Origin of the sequence: Sphingorhabdus sp. Alg231-15 (genome assembly GCF_900149705.1) — a bacterium.
Lineage (GTDB): Bacteria > Pseudomonadota > Alphaproteobacteria > Sphingomonadales > Sphingomonadaceae > Parasphingorhabdus.
In genome coordinates this window covers 2,810,107-2,828,368 of record NZ_LT703001.1, presented here as the reverse complement: position 1 = coordinate 2,828,368, position 18,262 = coordinate 2,810,107, and the positions used below count along the sequence as shown (strand labels likewise).

Sequence of the window (18,262 nt, the reverse complement as noted above, 5' to 3'; positions counted from 1 at the left end):
AAAGGAGAGCAAAATGGATTTAGGACTGAAGGGCAAAAAAGTTATACTCACTGGCGGTAGCCGGGGCCTCGGACGCGCAGCGCTTGAGCATTTTGCCAAGGAGGGTGCCGATGTCGCATTTTTCTCACGCAATGCCGAACAAGTGGCCGCAGCCAAGAGCGAACTGGAAGCCCACGGTGGCAAGGTCTTTGCAGAAGCTTTTGATATGACCGATGCCGAAGGCTATCCCAAATGGCTGGAAAAAGCAGCCGGTGAACTTGGCGGCTGTGATATTTTCATCCACAATGTCAGCTCGTCCGGTGCCGGAGCGACCGGTGATTGGGAAGTCACCTTCCAAACCGATATTATCGGCGCGGTGAAGGCTCTTGAGGTGCTTGAACCGCATCTCGAAAAATCGGATGATGGCTCGGTGATCTTCATGTCTTCGACAGCAGCTTTCGAGACGTTCGTTGCTCCGCAAGCGTTTAACGCGATGAAAGCGGCATTGATCACCTATGGCAGCCAGCTTAGCCAAGCGCTTGGCCCCAAAGGCATCAGGGTGAACATGGTTTCCCCGGGCCCGATCAAATTCCCTGGTGGCAACTGGTCGCAGATAGAAGCAGGCATGCCGGAATTCTATGAAATGACCAAAGCGGGCTTTGCCCTTGGTGATTTTGGCGGAGCGGATGATGTTGCACGCAGCGTGGTCTTCCTCGCCAGCCCGGCCTCAAGCTATACCACAGGCGCCCATTTGGTCATTGACGGCGGCTTTACCAAGCGCGTTCAATTCTAATGTGTCGGGTCCCGGCTATGGTCGGGACCCGCAACTTTCAGCACCGCGATCCCGCGAAAAGTTTATCCCGAGGCCAAGCTCTACTTTTTGGTGAAAGCTGAAATTCGGTCATGCATATCGGGACCATGGCCTTCTGTTTCCATCACTTCCCATTGCAATCCGGCATCAAGCGGATCGCCATCGGTCGCCTCCAGAAGCCGCTTGTTCGCAGCATGAGAAAACCCAGAGTTCGACACAATTTTCTGGGCTAGTTGGGCAATTTCATCATCAAATTGCGCCAGCGGAACGGAATATTCCGCCAGACCAATACGAACAGCCTCCTCTGTGCCGATCATATCTGCCGTGAACATCAACCGCTTGGCGGTTGCGATACCGACCCGGCGTGGCAGGCGCTGACTCATACCCCATACCGGCGTTAATGCCCATTTCGCATGGGTATCCCCAAAACGAGCGCTATCGGCAGCCAGGATGAAATCTGCTGCGAGTGCCACTTCCAGTGCACCGGTATAGCAATGGCCGTGCACCGCCGCGATTACCGGTTTCGGAAGCTTTTCCAGCAGACGAAGCGTTTCGGAATGCCAGCCGCGTGATGGCACCTCTTCACCTTCAGCAATATCGCTCAGATCATGCCCTGCAGAAAAGCATTTTCCGGCACCGCGAATGACAACGCAGCCAATCGCATCGTCCTTGCGCAAGTCCGCAACATGCCTTCGCAACTCGCGAAACATCTCGACGGTCAGCGCATTGAGCTTGTCAGGCCTGTTCAGTGTCAGCATCGACCATCCATCGTGATCTGTCCGTAATACACAATCCGTCAAAGCAGGCTCTCCTCGGCTATTAGTATCTAGTTGACCGCCCGGTCTTTGCCATCCCAATAAGGCGCACGCAATTCGCGACGCAGAATTTTACCGGATGGATTGCGCGGCAATTCAGGGATGAAATCGACAGATTTAGGGCATTTGAAACCGGCTATATTGGTCCGCGCATGGGCAATCAGATCTGTCTCGTCTATCTCCGCTCCTGCTTTCAACACGACACAGGCCTTGACCGCCTCTCCCCATTTTTCATCCGGCACGCCAATTACCGCGACATCCGCAATAGCTGGGTGACCATAGATCGCATTTTCAACCTCGGCCGGATAGATATTCTCCCCACCGGAGATGATCATATCCTTCACTCGGTCATGGATGTAGAGATAGCCGTCTTCGTCAAAATATCCCGCATCACCTGTGCGGAGCCAGCCATCGCTATCGATTGTTGCCGCCGTGGCATCAGCCATATTCCAATAGCCCTTCATATTGAAGGAAGAGCGGGTGGCAATCTCACCCACTTCGCGCGCGGGCAATGTGTCGCCGTCTTCGTCGATTATCTTCACTTCTACACCGTGCAACGGTTTGCCGACCGAGCGCATCTTGTCATTGCCGTTCGGATCATGATCCTCCGGAGGTAGCGCGACAATCGTCCCTGATGTCTCGGTCATCCCGTACATCTGCACAAATTCGCAGCCGAACATGTCGATGCTCTGCTTCATCATTTCCAGCGGGATAGGCGATGCACCATAGGTGATATAATTCAACTTCGAAAAATCGACCTCTCCCACCCTGGGATGATTGAGCAATATCTGAATGGCAGCAGGAACCATGAATATCTTGCTGATCCCATATTGCTCAATGAAATCAAGCGCCTGTGCCGGGTCATATTCCCGCACAATAATAGCATGACCGCCACTATACATGTTACCGAGCCCGGATCCGGTACCACCAATATGGAAACAGGGCATGGCGAGCAGCATGGTCTCACCCGGCTGAGACTTTTGCCAATCGGCGAGATCGTCTTCAGTGAGTTTGGAGCGCGCACCAAAAATGGAATAGCCGGTCATGATCGCACCCTTGGGGTGACCAGTAGTGCCGGACGTGTATAGCTGCAACGCATCGTCATCCGGCGCGCAGTTGACCATCGGATCGACATCAGAAAACCCATCACGCCAAGCCGGATAGCCAGCAAATTCCTCGGTCGCCTCTTCAGAGCAGAAAATCGTTTCGACATATTCGAACTGCGGCCTGATCTGCTTCACCAGGTCGACAAATTCAGGGCCAATGAACAGGATTTTGGCCTGACAATTATTGACGATATAGGCGACTTCCGGACCGGCCAGCCGCCAGTTGACCGGCGTCATAACCGCACCAATCTTCGCTGCACCCAGCAATATCTCAAAGTAGAGATGCGAGTTTTTGCCCATATAGGCAATCCGGTCACCTTTTTTGACGCCTAGCGAAGCCAGCCCGTTGGCGGCCCGGCTGCTACCTACATCAAGCTGGGCATAGGTCATCTCGTCACCTTCAAAGGTGAACACCAGCCCGTCACCCTGATCTTTGGCTTGTTGCCGGATCACGTCCGCTATGGTTATGATATCTTCTTTCAGCATGGTCCTGTCCTGTTCTCGAGGCCCTCCGTTCGGACCGATTCTCAATACTCTATCTAAAGGGCGCGGCGTCGCGCACAGCCTAACATATTGACTAGCCTAAAGGTCATGTCTGCACCAAATGCATAGGTGCAATCGCATCGGCTTGGACTAGGATTGGTCCATGCAAAATTTGGCTCTCCATCAAATTACCATGACGCAGGGCGGTCCGGCTGGACTTGTCCGGTTTGCGGCAGCGGCTGGTCTCAGCAAGATCTGCCTGTTCACCGCAACGCCGCTGGCATCCGATGGTAGGGAGATGTTTCCAACTGTTACACCTCCCGAAAGAACAGAGTTTCAAACCGTCCTTGCCGATAACGGTGTTTCGATCATCAACGCCGAATATTTCCCGATCACGCCAAATATTGATGTCAGTCAATATGCCTCAGAACTGGAGCTTGCGGCTGAATTAGGCGCCAAACGCGCTGTCACCCATATTCACGACGTTGATGCGTCCCGTATCTCCAATCAACTCGGCAAGCTTTGTGAAATGGCTGGTCATTTGGGCATGGAAATCGGATTGGAATTTACCGGTTTTGCAAAGGGTTGCGACAGTCTTGAAAAAGCAGTCAGGCTGCATCAGATGATGGACCTGCCTAATCTGAAAATAGCCGTTGATGCGCTGCATCTTTTTCGAACGGGCGGTTCTCTGGATCAGCTCAAGTCCGTCGATCCTCAGATCATTGGCTATGCCCAGCTATGCGATGGTCCGCACTTTCGGAAATCGGATGACTATGTCGAGGAAGCGATGAACCGGATGATTCCGGGTGAAGGGATGTTCCCGCTTTCCGCCTTGATCGAACTTTTGGGGGAGCATGTCGACCTGGATATAGAAGTACCACATTATGCAGCTGCACCGTATTTTAACCCGGAAAATTGGGCGCGCGAAGCGATAGTGGCAAGCAGAGCCCTGCTGGAATGATTGGAGACGATAATGACACATGACGATTTGATCGACCGGGCAAATATCACGGATCATGTGCTGAACTATGCCACCGGCATCGACCGGCACCAATGGGATTTATATCGCTCGATCTTTACTGACGAAATCACTCTGGATTTCTCAAGTTGGTCGGGTGATCCGGCCAGCACCATGCCGGTCGATGATTGGGTTGCCGGTGTCCGCGCAACGCTGGAGCCGTTTGACGCGACCCAACATGTGTTGACTAACTTCAGCATCAACCTCGACGGTAACAGGGCGATTTGTACCTGCTATATGGCCGCTCATCATCATCTCATCGTCGAAGGCGATCGTCAGATGCATTCCATTGGCGGCTATTATGTCCATGAGCTGGAACGGGAAGGAGACGGTTGGCTGATTCACAAAACCCAACTCAACGTGACCTGGGAAATGGGTGATCGCGGCTTATTCGAACTAGCGGCTAGACGCGGTGCCGGCTCGATGGCCTAATGCTGTTGCGTCCTGCACAATTAATGCTAAGTTGTCCGGACAAATTATTTGTGAAGGATCCGTTCTATGTCTCTCACCAGCCTTTCCATTCTGGCACTCGCGGCCGGATCGCAAAGCGCCGTAACGCTGGATCAGCAACTACCCGGCATCTATACAAATGAGGAACAGGCCTATTTTGAGAAAGATGCCGGCCGTACACCACCACCTTGGATCGCTCTGAAAATTGAAAGTCAGGACAATGGACTGACCATCACTCGCACCGATGCTTTCGGCAAACCGGTCGCGTCCCCGCAAACTGGGCTTGTTACCTCGGGAGCAGAACGGGATAGCCTGACAGTCGACAATTGCACTCGTAATTTTGATCGTACAGATGCAGGCTGGACTTTCAGCGCCGTGCAAAACAGAATGCTATGTAACCAAGATTATCAGATAATCGGGGTCAGTGCGGAAGGATTGAAACTGCGCTTTGCAGATGGCACCGAAACCCAACTAAAACGGGCTCGCCCGGTCGAATGCTGGGCCGCTGCCAAGAAGACCGAACCCAAGGCAGATGGCAGTCCGGATTGGCTTTTCGTACGAAAATTGAGTCTGCACGATCAGGGCGGTCGGGTAATGATTGGCGGAGAGGAGAGCGGAACCGAACCGCTAATCCTGCGCATGCGGGCCGTTTATTGGCCCAAACCCAGCACCAACCGTCCAAGCATGGTTCTTTATGTCCATAAACCCGACAACCCGGATCGTGCAGTCAGCTATAGCTGGGCCGACATCGACGCCAGTCGTGTGGGACTTAATTTGCGCTGGATGCAGGCAAGTTGCACAATCAAGGGTGCAGAGCGGGCTTCCGATGTAACAGGCAGCAATTTTCGCGGCTGATCAATTGGACGGCGGCGTAAACAAAGCTTCGTCAATCTCCGCATTCACTCTGGTCTCGGTCCAGAACACTTCATTGGATTTGCGCCCGTCATAATAGAGCGTGACATGGCGCGCCTGTAGCCAACGCGGGTCTGTCAGCATGACAAAATCATCGTAGACCCGTTGATGCCAGCCTCTTGGTGTCCGGAAACCCATGGTGCGGATCGCATGGCTCTGCTGATCAATACCGAACAGAGTCTTGCCACCCTTTGGATCGGTCAACTCCACCATGTAGAGCGCATGACCGCCGACATCATCATCCGGCAAGCGGGTCGCAACAAAACCCGGCTTGTCGGCCTGCCGGATAATCCCGAAACCGAAATTGCTCGCCCAGAATTTATCTGCCTCTGCCTTGGGTGTAATCCCGCGCTCGGTCCAGGTGATCTCACCGTCATAACCGACCTCGAAAATCAGTTTGTCGGCATTTTTAGCAATGATGCGGACCTTGCCGTCCGCTCCATGGGCCACTTTGCGGTTGGGATCGAACACTCGCCACATTCGGTAGTTGGTAGCCTTGGTGCGCGGTTTGTGGCCCAGGGGTCCGTAGAAAACGGCATGACCCGACAATGTCAAAGTCCGTGCATTAGCCCAATCATCACCACCTGCCGCTTCCCTGGCCATTGCCAATATCGCGGCACCCTCCAGCGAGTCATCTGCTGCCTCAACAGGAAACGCGATTGTCGTCAATATCATCACTATCAAATAGTGGAGATATCTGTTCATGCGGGCACCTCTTTATTTGTCCGGACAAATTTATCTTGCCTTGGTCTGGTGGTTTCTGTCAACATGCGTACATGAAACGGGGCTATAGATATTCGATAAATGGACGGGCACTCAGCAGGCGCGCATTTATCGGGGGTGCCAGCGCGTCTCTGGTTGCCTGTGCAACGCCGCGTCAAAGCTGGAGCAAAACCACCGCGGATGTCATTGTGATCGGCGCTGGACTGGCGGGATTACATGCAACTTGGCAGCTGGAACAGGCCGGGCTGAAAGTGATGCTATTGGAAGGCAATAATAGAACTGGCGGACGGCTATATACCCTGGACAACCTGCCCGGAACACCCGACGCTGGCGGGGTCCAGGTTGGAGCAGCCTATAAACGCTTCAATACTATTGCGGATCGATTGGGCGTCGAGCGTTATCTGCCCGAAAGCGGTCGGGGTGGATATCTGTACAATGTCCGCGGACAGAATTTCCAGAAGGATGAATGGCCAAGCTTGCCGCAAAATATGCTCGGCGATGGTGAAAAAAAGACAACCCCTGATGCGCTGTTTTTCTCCTATTTACGCAAACTGCCCGGACTAGAGATGACCGCGGACTGGATGTCTCCTGAAATCACCGCGGAAGATATCTCGCTTGCCAGCTGGTTGAAGGCGCAGGGCGCGTCGGATGAAGCGATGCGCTTCATGAACGCCAATCTCAACGGTCGCACGCTTGAAGAAATGTCGATGCTCCATATGCAGCGGACACTTTCCATGTTCACTACCGCGCGCAACGCCAATCCCGGACCGACCAAATTCATCCGCGGTGGATCGCAACGTATGACCGATGCCATGACCAGCGCACTAAATTCGGATATCATATTAAACGCCCCGGTTTCGGCAATTGTCGACAAGGGCGATGGTGTGGAAGTCAGCTTGGTCGATGGACGGAAGTTTGGCGCACGTCAGGTGATTTGCACCGCCCCTTTCAGCACGGTCAAAAACATGAAAATCGAAGCGCCCCTGCCGCCGGTTCTGCGAAACACCATCCAGCAGCTACCCTATACAAAGGCTAGTTTTGTCTTCCTGCGCGCGACCGATGCTTTTTGGAAAGAGGATGGCCTGCCAGAATATATCTGGAGTGACGACCCGCTACTCGGCCGGGTATTCACGCTAAACAGCAGCCCGCCGCTGCTCAAGGTCTGGATCAATGGCCCTGCGGCAGAAGTACTCGACAATATGAACCCTCAGCAGGCGGCTGCCGAAATGATCACGCGCATTGAGAAAGTCAGGCCATCTGCAAAGGGAAAACTGTCCTACCTCAGCATGTTCAGCTGGCAAAAGGAGCCTTTTGCGCGCGGTATCTATCATCATATTGGATCGGGTCTCGGTGCTGCCCTTGCCAAAACTGTGCAGTATCAGGGCCAACGCCTCCATTTTGCCGGTGAACATATGACGCAAAACTGGCCCGGCATGGAAGGCGCGCTCGAAACCGCTGAAAGAGCCGCAAACAGAGTGCTAGCCCTAGCTTAGCGGAGAAATATAAAGCCATGAGTGATCGTCCCAAAATCTTGACCAGCCGCCGTGAATTTATCGCCGCCGCGGCAGCGACGGGTTTTGCGACTTCGGCAACCGCCAATGCCAAATCACATGCCGATCGCACCGAGCATAGGTCCGGGAGCGCTGCCCAGACTTTCGTTCTGGTCCATGGTGCTTGGCATGGCGGATGGTGTTGGCGTGATGTCCGGTCGCAACTGGAGGCACAAGGACACCGTGTGTTCACACCTACCTTAACCGGACTCGCAGAGCGCGCGCACCTGCTGTCAGCGGATATCGGGCTGGATACGCACATCAAAGATATCACATCGCTGATCGACTATTATGACCTGAAGGACATCGTGCTGGTTGGCCATAGCTATGGCGGCATGGTGATTACCGGTGTTACCGATGCCATGAAGGATCGGATCAGCGAGATTATCTATCTCGACGCCGCCTTGCCGAAAAATGGCGAGACAATGATCACGCAAGGACCGGAACGCAGTCCGGAAATTATCGAACAAACCCGTAAGGCATTAGCGGGGCTTGCCCCTGACGGCATTGCTATGGCGACCTTCCCGCCTGAGTTTCTCGGTATACCGAAAGACCATCCCAGTTATGATTGGGTCGCCGGGAAACTCACGCCCCACCCGCTCAAAACCTGGCTGGACCCTATATCGTTTGAAAATGGCGGATCACACGGGTTGAAGCGCAGTTATATCCATTGCACTAACCCTGTCCTACCTAATAGTAACTTTCCTTATCATGCCGCGAAAGTACAAGTCGATCCAAGCTGGACATACCATGCGCTTGCCACTGGCCATGATGCGATGGTGACAGCACCTGACGAGCTGATCCGGATTTTGGCAGCGTAACAAAAGCGCGGCACCCAAAGCCGCATTTCATTCTATCTGTGCGAGGCTGACAAAAAAGGCGTCCCTGAGAGACGCCTTTTTTGTGGAACTGCCAATCAAATGAGCTACTTGAACGTATATTTCAATTTGACGCCAAATTGCCGCTTGTCACGCAGACCAACACGGTCGCCTTCCCGGCCAAAGTTGAAGAACCCACCAGGGAGTGCACGGGTACCAAAGCTCGTATCCGCAAAGTTGAAGGCGGTTGTTGGAGCGTCTTCATTCAGAAGATTGGTGACGAAAAACTCGATGCCCGCATTCTGGCCGGTTAAACCCAGGCGCAGATTGACATCGGTTGCTTCCTCGACCTTGGCAACATTGGCATTGCTGTCAAAATAGTCGCCCGTGAAATAGAGGTCGCTACGCAAGTACCAGCTTTCGAAAAAGTCACCAAATCCGTTGAAATCGTCTTCATAGGTTGCGCCTAACGATAGCGTCAAAGGTGGAAAGCGCGGGGCCCGTTGCCCGGAGATATCGGCATCGGGGCCAAAGATATCGCCAAAGTCTCCGGTGCCGCCCTCGGCAGGAAAGGATGAGATCGTTGCATCAATATAAGCAAAAGATCCCTGCATCGACAGATTCTCGCTGACGTTCACTGTCGCATCAAATTCCACACCATAGATATTGGTGCTCGCTCCGTTAGAGGTGAAATTGACCGTACGCACTGGATTGGGTGCTCCGGGGTCCGTATCGGTTATCACCTCAATGGAGCTGAAAATTTCGTCACTCCGTTTCATGTAGAAAGCAGCGAGGTTGAACGCGAAAATGCCGCTTGGGTGCTGTTGCTTCCAGCCGAATTCATAGTTGGTCAGCTGCTCCTCACCAAAGAGCACATTGGCATCGGGTGCCAAAGCAGCCAACTCGGCTAGTTGCACCGCATCCAGTCCAGCGATTTGCGGATTGAAACCGCCTGGCAGATTGCCCTCGCTGTAGGTTGCATAAAATGTTGTATAATTTGACGGCTGATATCGCAAGGTACCGCGCGGCAGGAAACTGTTGATCTCGCCGGGCGAGATCGGTGTTGCCAGACCGTCATTTACCTCAGGGTTGCTGAACTCATCTTTCTGGAAACGCCCTTCGAGTGTGATCGAGAGCTGGTCGGTAATTTGGTAATCTAGTGAACCAAAAAAGCCGAGAGTTTCAGCGCCCGAAACAAAGGGATCAGACCTGAAAATATCGCCAAAGAAAATCGATGGGCCAAAGAAACTCGCCGTTCCACCCAGCTCGTCAATATCGATTTTTACATAGCTCGCACCGGCTGAGATATTGAGGCTATCATCAAACAAAGACGCGGATAGGCGCCCTTCGACAGTTAAATCTTCCGTTTCACGCGCGGTAAAGCTGGTGAAACTATTGTCGGGGGTTGAATCGAAATCGGTGTAAAAACCAAATCTCTCCTTATTATACCCAGCCAGGAAACTGAACTCGATATTGTCGGTCAGATCCGCAGAACCGACGGCGCTCAGACGCAATGAATCCAGGTTCAGACCGAAATCATCCACTGTGGTTGGATTATATTTAAAATCAAATATGGCATCGCTGGGATCGGAACGCCCATCATCCAGAAAACCCAGAAACGCCTGAAGATTTTCAGGTGCTGTGTTCAGTCCTATGCGATCAGCCGGTGGCTGGGTGATCCGTCCACGGAAGACCGATTCACCGCGACTACCGCCGGGTGAAGGCACAACGGAATCCGTTTGATCTGCAATGCCATTGACGATCTCGAAACCGCCAAAATTGTGCTGGCTAGTACCAAAGTATAAAACAGAAGCCGCCGGGCCGTCATCAATTTCTTGATAAGAGCCTCTCAATTTAAGCCGGAGGCCATCGCTTGGTTCGATCAGCAACGTGCCAGCGATGGACCATTGTGACTCATCACCCAGGCGCTGACCAGGAACAGCCACATTGTCAAAATGACCGTCTTTCGAATCATAGTTACCGCTCAAACGGAAAGAAAGCCCGTCCATAATTGGCCCTTCTATGCCTGCGGCAAAATTATATTCATCCCGGGTTGCAGCGGTAACGCTCAGATCAACCTGAAACTCGTCACTGGGATCCTTGGTGACATAGTTGATTGCACCAGCAAAAGTATTGCGACCGAACAGTGCCGATTGCGGACCCTTGATAATCTCCACGCGCTGCAATTCGTTGATGCCAATCGTCTGAGCGCCTCCGCTGAGGAATACGCCGTCAAGAAAAACGGTTGCAGTCTGTTGCAAACGGTTACCACTGATCAAGGTGATGCCGCGAAACCGGGGCGTGGAATTAATGCGCGCTGTGCCATTGGTATTGTCACCGAAAGGTTCGACGAAAGCGCCCGGAGCCGCCTTCGTGACTTCCGTTATGTCATTGAATCCGGCGCCCTCTAGCTCGGCCTCACCAATGACGGTGACCGCCAAAGGAGCATCCAACAGAGTCTCTTCTTTCTTGCGTGCAGTTACAATGATGACATCGGAATTGTCATCAACACCTTCCGAGGCGGTGTCCTGCGCAAACACTTGTGTGCTGCCCAAAATGGTGGCCGACAATAGCGCAGCCTTTAATATCACTCGCATCCCCACATCTCCCCTGGATTATTTGTCTGGACAAATTTATTGCAACCCAAATCCCATTGATCCGGTAATTTGTCCAGACAAATTTTTGAATCCGTCAGAGTTTTCAGCTTTGGCGCAAGATTTGTGCTCAATTTGCATCAGAAAGATGCAAAAAAAGACCCGCTGCCAATTTCTTGGCAGCGGGTTTTACGGGGAGTAAACCGATTAGTATTTGGCTGAAAGGATTAGCCCGAAACGACGGCCAGGACGTAGACCAGCTATGAAACTACGCCGGAAACTATCACTGGAATCGGCGTACCGAATGATCTGCGCCACGGCATCTTCATCGGTAAAGTTCTTCACATAGGCCTGAATCTTGAAATTCTCATTTTCAAATCCCAGCCGGGCATCTGCCACAACTGACCCGCCGGTTTCGGCCAGATTATGCACTTGCGCAAAACTGGTGGAAACCATTGTGACATTGGCTCCGGCGAAGAATTCCCAATCGCCCGCCCCAATCGGCATCCGGTAATCTGCATCTACAAAAAACTGATGTACAGGTGCACGCGGTATGCGCTTGCCTTCAATGGAACCAAATACCGCTTTGGCATTTGAACAACCGGTAAGCTCAGGGAACTGAAAACCGGTTGAGCAATTGTTAAGTCCATCGTCGGCGACGTCATTGAGAACACCTTGGTTCTCATCAACACCCGAAGTGAACTTGCTGTCTGCCAACGCATAATTGGCCGTGAACGTCCAATTTGGATTAGGCCGAGCGAGCAATTCCAGTTCGAGGCCAACCACTCGTGCATCGCCAGCGTTGACAATCGCGGAAACCGCATTTGCCGCTGACTGGACATTCTGGGTCAATTGGTAACCCGTTATGTCATTGTAGAAAGCCGCAGCGTTAAAGATGAGTTTTCCATCGGCGAAGGTGTTTTTTGTACCGATTTCGAACGCATCAACCTCCTCTTCTTCATAGGAAGGCACACCAGCATTGATGGCTGTCACACCATTGAAACCTCCGGGCTTTTGTCCTTGGCCAAAGTCGGCATAGATCAAATTATCCGGACTGATTTTATAGTCCAGAGTGATACGCGGAGAAAACTTCTTGAACGTCTCACTAACCGCTACGGGTGCTGGGAACGGATCACCAGCATCGCGATCAATAGTCGACTGGCGAACCCGCTCTGATGCATAACGTCCCTCAACACCCAAGGTCAGCCTGTCAGTTATTTCGAAGCTGGCAGATCCGAAAATCGCCCAGTTGCGAATATTCTGACTATTTAGATCACGTGAATTGGGTGTGGCGGGACCGAAAAGCGGAAACACAAATCCGCAATTGGGATTAGCTGTACAAATTGCCTGCTCATTTGCCACCGCGGCCCCAAAACTGGCACCTGCACGGGCAGCTGCATCGGCTGGCACCTCGCGGATGCTCTGACTGTCGCTATCCTGATCGAAATAATATCCACCAAGCAAGAAATCAAAGCGGTCACCATCATAAGACAGACGCAATTCCTGCGACCAGTCCTCGGTCAGACTATTGTTGGAGAATGAGAAATCCACTGTGGTACCGACAAAACCAAATGGGAAAATCGGTCCAGCCGGACCAAAACCAATGGGAGCACCAGCTGGGAAGCGGGCAAATACCGCTGTTTCAAAACTGGTCGGTGAATAGTCACCGTCGGTGTTCAGAATTTCCCTGCGATAGTTATAACCGGACAGAGAGGTCAACGTCACTTGGTCACTAATCTCATAGTCCATCCGAAAGGCAGCATTGAAGGTCTTGGCCTCCAAGCCGACATCGCCTGCATTCACAAATTGCCGCGTATAGTCTGTGTTGATAGGTTGCGGCTGAATGGTCCCGCAGAAATAGCGTCCACCGCCACCGTAAAGGGCACCATTGTCGGTAAAGCAGTTATTGGCGCTTGTATCCTGCGCAAAAATGGCAGGCTGACCATCATCCGTGCGATTATAATAGGTTCGCAATGACGCAGTGAATGGACCATCATTATCAAATTGGAAAGCACCGGAGAAAGAATAAGATGACTGATCGCCAACTTTGTCGCCGTCAAACAAATTTGTGAACTCTCCGCCAAAATCGTAGAAGCGAGCAGATACCGCAGCACTAATCGAATCTGTTATCGGCCCTCGGATTCCGCCGGTCACCTCGTACCGGTCGTTCTCCGAGATATCGAGGGTAATATTTCCCTCAAGCTGATCAGCCGGACCCTTGGAGATGATATTTATCGCGCCGGAATAGGTGTTGCGGCCGTAGAGAGCACTTTGCGGCCCTTTAACAACCTCAATACGTTCAATATTGTCGACATTATAGTCGCCTATCGAGCCACTGAAATAGATTCCGTCAATAAACACGGCAACACCGGAGTCACCGAGAATATTTGCCTGGCCACGGATTACCGGACGATTGGAATCGCGACCAAAACTGTCGTCAAATGTCAGTCCTGCGGTCAACCGCGAAATATCAGCCACACTGTCGAGCGCCAAATCCTCAATTGCATCGGAACTTACAACCGCAATGGTCGACGGAACTTCCTGCAGGTTTTCCGACATTTTTCGGGCGGTTACGATGATGACATTGGAGTCATCCTCCACGGCTTCATCGCCGGCACCTGTATTCTGTGCATATGCCGAAACCGGAATAGTAGCGGTTGCTGCCAAAAGCGCAGCCTTGAACATCGTTTTCATTTTTTCCTCCCTGAAACCGGCGAATGCCAGTTTTATCGACCTCCATCTTTAAACTTTCATTCTCCAGATAATTTGTCCAGACAAATTTTACCAAACGTCGTTCGAAGCAAGAAACTGTCACAAAAATGCAACGCCTATTGGTTGCTCAAGGTGAAAGAAAAGCCACATGCAGGTTCAGTCAAATAATTTGTCCGGACATTTCGCGCGTTTTCTGGTAATCACGCCAAAAAAGCCGCTGAGGGAGATTTGATGCGACTTTATCAAGGTCATGTTTTTCTGTTGTATTTTATGATGTTGACGATGTTCCTGTACGCTCAGGACAGCGCTGCTCAGTCTCATTCACCCGCAAAAACTGAAGCTTCTTCGATAAAAATAGAACGGGATTTTATCGCCGGTCCGTTCGGTCAGGTTCATGTTCGCACCGCCCGCTCCGAATCAAAAACCCAATTTCCCGCGCTGGTACTTTTTCATCCTACACCCTATTCTAGCGACTATTTCCTGAAGTTCATGCGGCTCATGGCAAGTGATCGGGTAGTCATTGCCATCGATACGCCTGGCTATGGTGATTCTGAGCGACCAAGAGAATTACAATCGATCGGCGGCTATGCCGGATCCGCAGCAACGGTCCTAATCGCGATGGGCTATGGTGGCGACCATGGGCAGCCGGTCGATATACTTGGCTATCATACAGGCACGTTGATCGCGACCGAATTGGCAATTCGCCATCCTGGCCTTGTCCGTCGATTGGTTCTCCCTGGTTTACCCTTTTTTGTCGGCGAAGCACGCAAAGAGGCCTATCAGGCTAATGTTCAACCGGAGCCCATTGCGCCTGACGGATCGCATCTCGCGAAGAAATGGGAATTCGCCGCCGCGGCAACCACCGCTGGCCTGCCGATAGACCGGGCGCAAGAGCATTTTGGCGACATGATGCAATGCTACCCGCATTGCTGGGAAGCCTATCACGGCGTCTTCACTTACCCTTCGAAAGACCGGTTCCCGGCAGTCCGTCAGCCTGTCCTGCTGATCACCAATGACGGCAGCCTGAAGGAAGAAACCGAAGCGGCTCAGCCTCTATTCCCGGATGCGCGACTGACTCACATTAGTGGCATAACGCTTGGCGGTTTTGATCTCGCACCAGAAAAATATGTGGCCGCCATCCGTCCCTTTCTGGACGGCGATTCGGTGGCAAAGATGCAAAATGCAAAGGAGTTAGACGATGGACGAGAATGATGGCGTCTCGCGACGCCGGCTGTTTACGGCGGGTGCAGGATTGGCCGCCGGTGCCGCTTTAAGCTGGACCGATATTGCTGAGGCCACCGTGAAAGGCGGGCCAGACAAGCTCAACGTCACCCCAGATGGTCGCTACGAGACAGTTCCTCTGACCAAAAATTATATCAATTTGGGTGTTGTCCAGTCGCGCGTGATTTCAGTCGATGAGAATAATCTCAAACAGACACGCCGCGCCAACGTCCAGCATATGATGGACTTGATCGACTATGCCAGCGGTTTTTCCGGGCCAAAGGACATGCTGTTCTTTCACGAGTTTCCTATCACCGGCTATAATTTCAAATGGGGTCTGAAAGAAGCACGCAAGGTGGCGATCGAGATTCCGGGTGAGGAAACCGAGATGCTCGCGAAAAAGGCGCGTGAATATGGCACATGGCTGGTCTTTGGATCCTATGTTCGCGACCCTGACTGGCCGGAAAATCTGCTCTCGATCACCACAATTATGAATGACAAGGGCGAAGTCGTCGACAAGCATTGGAAGGCGCGCAATATCAAAGGCTTTTTTGGCGGTGACTTCGAGCTGTTCACAACCACCATCTATGATGTGATGGATCGCTATGTTGAGATGTACGGGGCTGATGCCGTCATTCCGATCACCCGTACACCGCTCGGTAATTTCGCTACCAGCTCGGTCCAGCGTGAGCCCGAGTTGTTCCGGGCCATGGCGATGAAGGGTGCCGAGATTATCCTGCGCACCGCATCGGGCGGCTTTACGCCCCTCGATATGCAGGCGACGTCGCTCTATAATGGTGTTTATACAGCGATTGCTAACAACAGCGCATCCCCTGATAACAAGCTCTATTTTGAAGATGCTGGTGGCGGTGGTACGGCAATTTACGATCCCAGCGGCAAGGAAATGAACAAGGCGAAAACTGCATTTGAAACCAATGTCACGGCCCGCATCCCGATCGCTGATTTCCGTGCTCGCAACAGCCAGCCCATTGTCCATAGCGAATTGTTCATGCCGGTCTTCGAACAATATAGATCCAAATATGGCCCCAATCTTTTCAGCGAATATCAGCCCAGGGACACAAAGGATTCCGGGCGCTATTTGCGCGACAAAGCCAGATGGCCGCAATAGCTGTAAAATAGCAGTTGCAATCAGCCGCCTCTCGCGTAATTTGTCCGGACAACTTTTTAAGAGGACTCACCTATGCCCGCCTATATGATCGTTACCGCCAAGATTGCAGATCGTGACAAATTCATACAGGGCTATGGCGCTGCTGCAGGTGCCTTGGTTGAGAAATTCGGTGGACGCTATGTATTACGCGGCCCCGGAGCCGAGCTTCTCGAAGGCGATTTTGGCGACGGAGCCTCGATGGTTATCTCCGAATGGCCCGATAAGGCAGCCGTCTACAAATTCTGGAACAGCCCGGAATATCAGGAAGCCAAAAAAATGCGCGCCGATATCGCCGATTGTCAGGTCCTCGTTATAGAAAGCCCGAAAATCGCATGACCGATATCATCAAACGCACGACCCTTATGGTTCGTGATGGCGACGCTGCGTCCAACTGGTACGAAACCGTCTTTGGCATGACCAAATGGATGGACACGCCCTTTACCCTGTCGGGTACGCAGCTGGCTGCGGGTAAGAAAGGCGATCAGACACGGTTGATCATCCTGAAATGCGAGCATGACATGATAGGCATGATCGGATTGCTCGAATGGCTCGATCCCAAACAGGATGCCCCGGATGAACTGCCCGCCGAAATCAAATTTGGTGCACCGGTTTTTGTTGTCGCATCGGAAGATGCCAACGGCGCAGTGGAAAGAGCAAGAGCGCTCGGCTCCCGGATCCATAGCGAACCGCGTGAATGGAGCGTCACTGGCGCTGATGGCAAACAAAAGGACATGATCGGTTGTTCTTTTTGGGATCTTGATGGCTATTTCTTTGAAGTGAATCAGGTCGTGAAGGTTCATGACTGAGTGACCGCCGCCGGTTCCTCTCTTACCGATTTTGATGCCCTGTCTGCAGACAAGCAGGTTGACAATGACGCCAACTACCAATGGCGCGTCGCGGCCAGGCCGGTTGGTAATGTTGTACCGTCGGACTTTGAATGGACGGTCACTGAAATACCCGAGCCCGGCGAAGGCGAAGTACTGCTGAAAACCCATTATCTCGGCCTCGCCCCGGTCATGCGCTTCTATATGCAAGGCACGGGTGCCGCAGGTGAACGCGTGCTTGAACCCGGCGATGTCATTCACGGCCGCGGGGTCGCGCAAGTCGTTAAGTCCCGCCACCCTGACTGGCGCGAAGGCGAGATGGTACAGGGTCAAATGGGCTGGCAGACTTACAAGGTCTCCAAAATGACGGAGCAGGAGAAATTTTTCCGGATGCCGCCGAATGGATTACCCGCCGCCCTTGGTTCTGGCGTGTTGGGGATGACCGGTCTCTCCGCCCATGCCGGGCTCTTTGCCTGCGGCGACCCTGAAGAAGGCGACCGCATGGTTCTGTCCGGAGCCGCTGGCGGGGTTGGTTCAATGGTTAGCCAGATGGCAGCCAATGTGGTTGGCTGTGATATTGTCGGCATGGCAGGTGGATCGGAGAAATGTGCGTTCATTCTCGATCATGGCTGCTCTCATGCGATTGACTATAAATCCGAGAATATTGAAGCGCGACTGGACGAGCTGCGCCCTGACGGCATTGATCTGTATTTCGATAATGTCGGAGGCGAAACGCTTGAGGCCTGTCTCGAACGACTTCGATTGCACAGCCGAGTGGTTCTCTGCGGATCAATTAGCGAATATACACGGGACGAACCGTTCAAACTGTCGAACTACACTCGGCTTCGCGCCACCGAAACCCGAATGCAGGGCTTTTTTGTCTATAATCATCTGGACCGCTGGGAGGCTGTGATGGATGATCTGGCGGGCTGGATTCATGACGGCAAGCTGAAACCCGTGCAGGATGTAGAACAAGGTTTTCAACATATGCCCCGCGCATTGGCCAATCTTTATTACGGTCAGAATGTCGGCGTGCAATGCTGCTCGGTTCGCGATGAACCGGATGACTGGATTTGAG

Annotated in this window: 16 protein-coding genes; 11 read left to right on the top strand and 5 right to left on the bottom strand. The window is 52.6% G+C overall.

Annotation, left to right across the window (positions count from 1 at the left end; genetic code table 11):
* Positions 1-13: 13 nt before the first annotated feature.
* Positions 14-772 (top strand): SDR family oxidoreductase, encoded by a 759-nt coding sequence (locus DG177_RS13895; protein WP_108812028.1) that lies wholly within the window; start codon positions 14-16, stop codon positions 770-772.
* 80 nt (positions 773-852) lie between these two features.
* On the opposite strand, the gene DG177_RS13890 is transcribed toward DG177_RS13895, so the two are convergent.
* Positions 853-1,590, bottom strand: a complete 738-nt coding sequence (locus tag DG177_RS13890; RefSeq protein ID WP_337658847.1) for an enoyl-CoA hydratase/isomerase family protein — start codon at positions 1,588-1,590, stop codon at positions 853-855.
* Between the two features lie 26 nt (positions 1,591-1,616).
* Complete coding sequence (locus DG177_RS13885; RefSeq protein ID WP_108812026.1) at positions 1,617-3,197, bottom strand: long-chain-fatty-acid--CoA ligase; 1,581 nt, start codon at positions 3,195-3,197, stop codon at positions 1,617-1,619.
* Between the two features lie 160 nt (positions 3,198-3,357).
* Between DG177_RS13885 and DG177_RS13880 the strand changes: the two genes are divergently transcribed.
* From DG177_RS13880 to DG177_RS13870, 3 genes are all read left to right on the top strand, one after another.
* Complete coding sequence (locus DG177_RS13880; RefSeq protein ID WP_108812025.1) at positions 3,358-4,155, top strand: TIM barrel protein; 798 nt, start codon at positions 3,358-3,360, stop codon at positions 4,153-4,155.
* A gap of 12 nt (positions 4,156-4,167) precedes the next feature.
* Positions 4,168-4,644: a nuclear transport factor 2 family protein gene (locus DG177_RS13875; RefSeq protein ID WP_108812024.1), complete on the top strand. Its 477-nt coding sequence runs from the start codon at positions 4,168-4,170 to the stop codon at positions 4,642-4,644.
* A gap of 66 nt (positions 4,645-4,710) precedes the next feature.
* Entirely contained in the window at positions 4,711-5,517 is an 807-nt protein-coding gene (locus DG177_RS13870) for a hypothetical protein (RefSeq protein ID WP_108812023.1), read from the top strand.
* Here the strand turns inward: DG177_RS13870 and DG177_RS13865 are convergent, their stop codons facing one another.
* A complete protein-coding gene (locus DG177_RS13865; protein ID WP_108812022.1) occupies positions 5,518-6,279 on the bottom strand; it encodes a hypothetical protein in 762 nt (253 codons plus the stop codon).
* Between the two features lie 71 nt (positions 6,280-6,350).
* Here DG177_RS13865 and DG177_RS13860 point away from each other — a divergent pair, with 71 nt between their 5' ends.
* Both DG177_RS13860 and DG177_RS13855 read left to right on the top strand, forming a co-directional pair.
* Positions 6,351-7,790 (top strand): FAD-dependent oxidoreductase, encoded by a 1,440-nt coding sequence (locus tag DG177_RS13860; protein WP_108812021.1) that lies wholly within the window; start codon positions 6,351-6,353, stop codon positions 7,788-7,790.
* Positions 7,791-7,807: 17 nt separating this feature from the next.
* Positions 7,808-8,668, top strand: coding sequence for an alpha/beta fold hydrolase (locus tag DG177_RS13855; protein ID WP_108812020.1), 861 nt, complete (start codon positions 7,808-7,810; stop codon positions 8,666-8,668).
* Between the two features lie 104 nt (positions 8,669-8,772).
* Here DG177_RS13855 and DG177_RS13850 read toward each other — a convergent pair whose 3' ends face one another.
* The gene (locus DG177_RS13850; protein WP_108812019.1) at positions 8,773-11,262 is read right to left on the bottom strand and encodes a TonB-dependent receptor domain-containing protein; all 2,490 of its coding nucleotides are present in this window, start codon (positions 11,260-11,262) and stop codon (positions 8,773-8,775) included.
* A gap of 204 nt (positions 11,263-11,466) precedes the next feature.
* Complete coding sequence (locus DG177_RS13845; protein WP_108812018.1) at positions 11,467-13,953, bottom strand: TonB-dependent receptor domain-containing protein; 2,487 nt, start codon at positions 13,951-13,953, stop codon at positions 11,467-11,469.
* Between the two features lie 249 nt (positions 13,954-14,202).
* Here DG177_RS13845 and DG177_RS13840 point away from each other — a divergent pair, with 249 nt between their 5' ends.
* The 5 genes from DG177_RS13840 to DG177_RS13820 all read left to right on the top strand — a co-directional run bounded on the left by DG177_RS13840 (position 14,203) and on the right by DG177_RS13820 (position 18,261).
* The gene (locus tag DG177_RS13840) at positions 14,203-15,183 is read left to right on the top strand and encodes an alpha/beta fold hydrolase (protein ID WP_108812017.1); all 981 of its coding nucleotides are present in this window, start codon (positions 14,203-14,205) and stop codon (positions 15,181-15,183) included.
* Entirely contained in the window at positions 15,170-16,321 is a 1,152-nt protein-coding gene (locus DG177_RS13835) for a nitrilase-related carbon-nitrogen hydrolase (RefSeq protein ID WP_108812016.1), read from the top strand. The genes DG177_RS13840 and DG177_RS13835 overlap by 14 nt, the downstream gene beginning before the upstream one ends.
* A gap of 72 nt (positions 16,322-16,393) precedes the next feature.
* Positions 16,394-16,696 carry a DUF1330 domain-containing protein gene (locus DG177_RS13830; RefSeq protein WP_108812015.1) on the top strand — a complete coding sequence of 101 codons (303 nt, stop codon included), beginning with the start codon at positions 16,394-16,396 and terminating at the stop codon, positions 16,694-16,696.
* On the top strand, positions 16,693-17,166 hold the full coding sequence (locus DG177_RS13825) for a VOC family protein (protein ID WP_108812014.1): 474 nt from the start codon (positions 16,693-16,695) through the stop codon (positions 17,164-17,166). The genes DG177_RS13830 and DG177_RS13825 overlap by 4 nt, the downstream gene beginning before the upstream one ends.
* The gene (locus tag DG177_RS13820; protein WP_108812013.1) at positions 17,167-18,261 is read left to right on the top strand and encodes a zinc-binding dehydrogenase; all 1,095 of its coding nucleotides are present in this window, start codon (positions 17,167-17,169) and stop codon (positions 18,259-18,261) included. It begins immediately after the preceding gene.
* Position 18,262 lies beyond the last annotated feature (1 nt).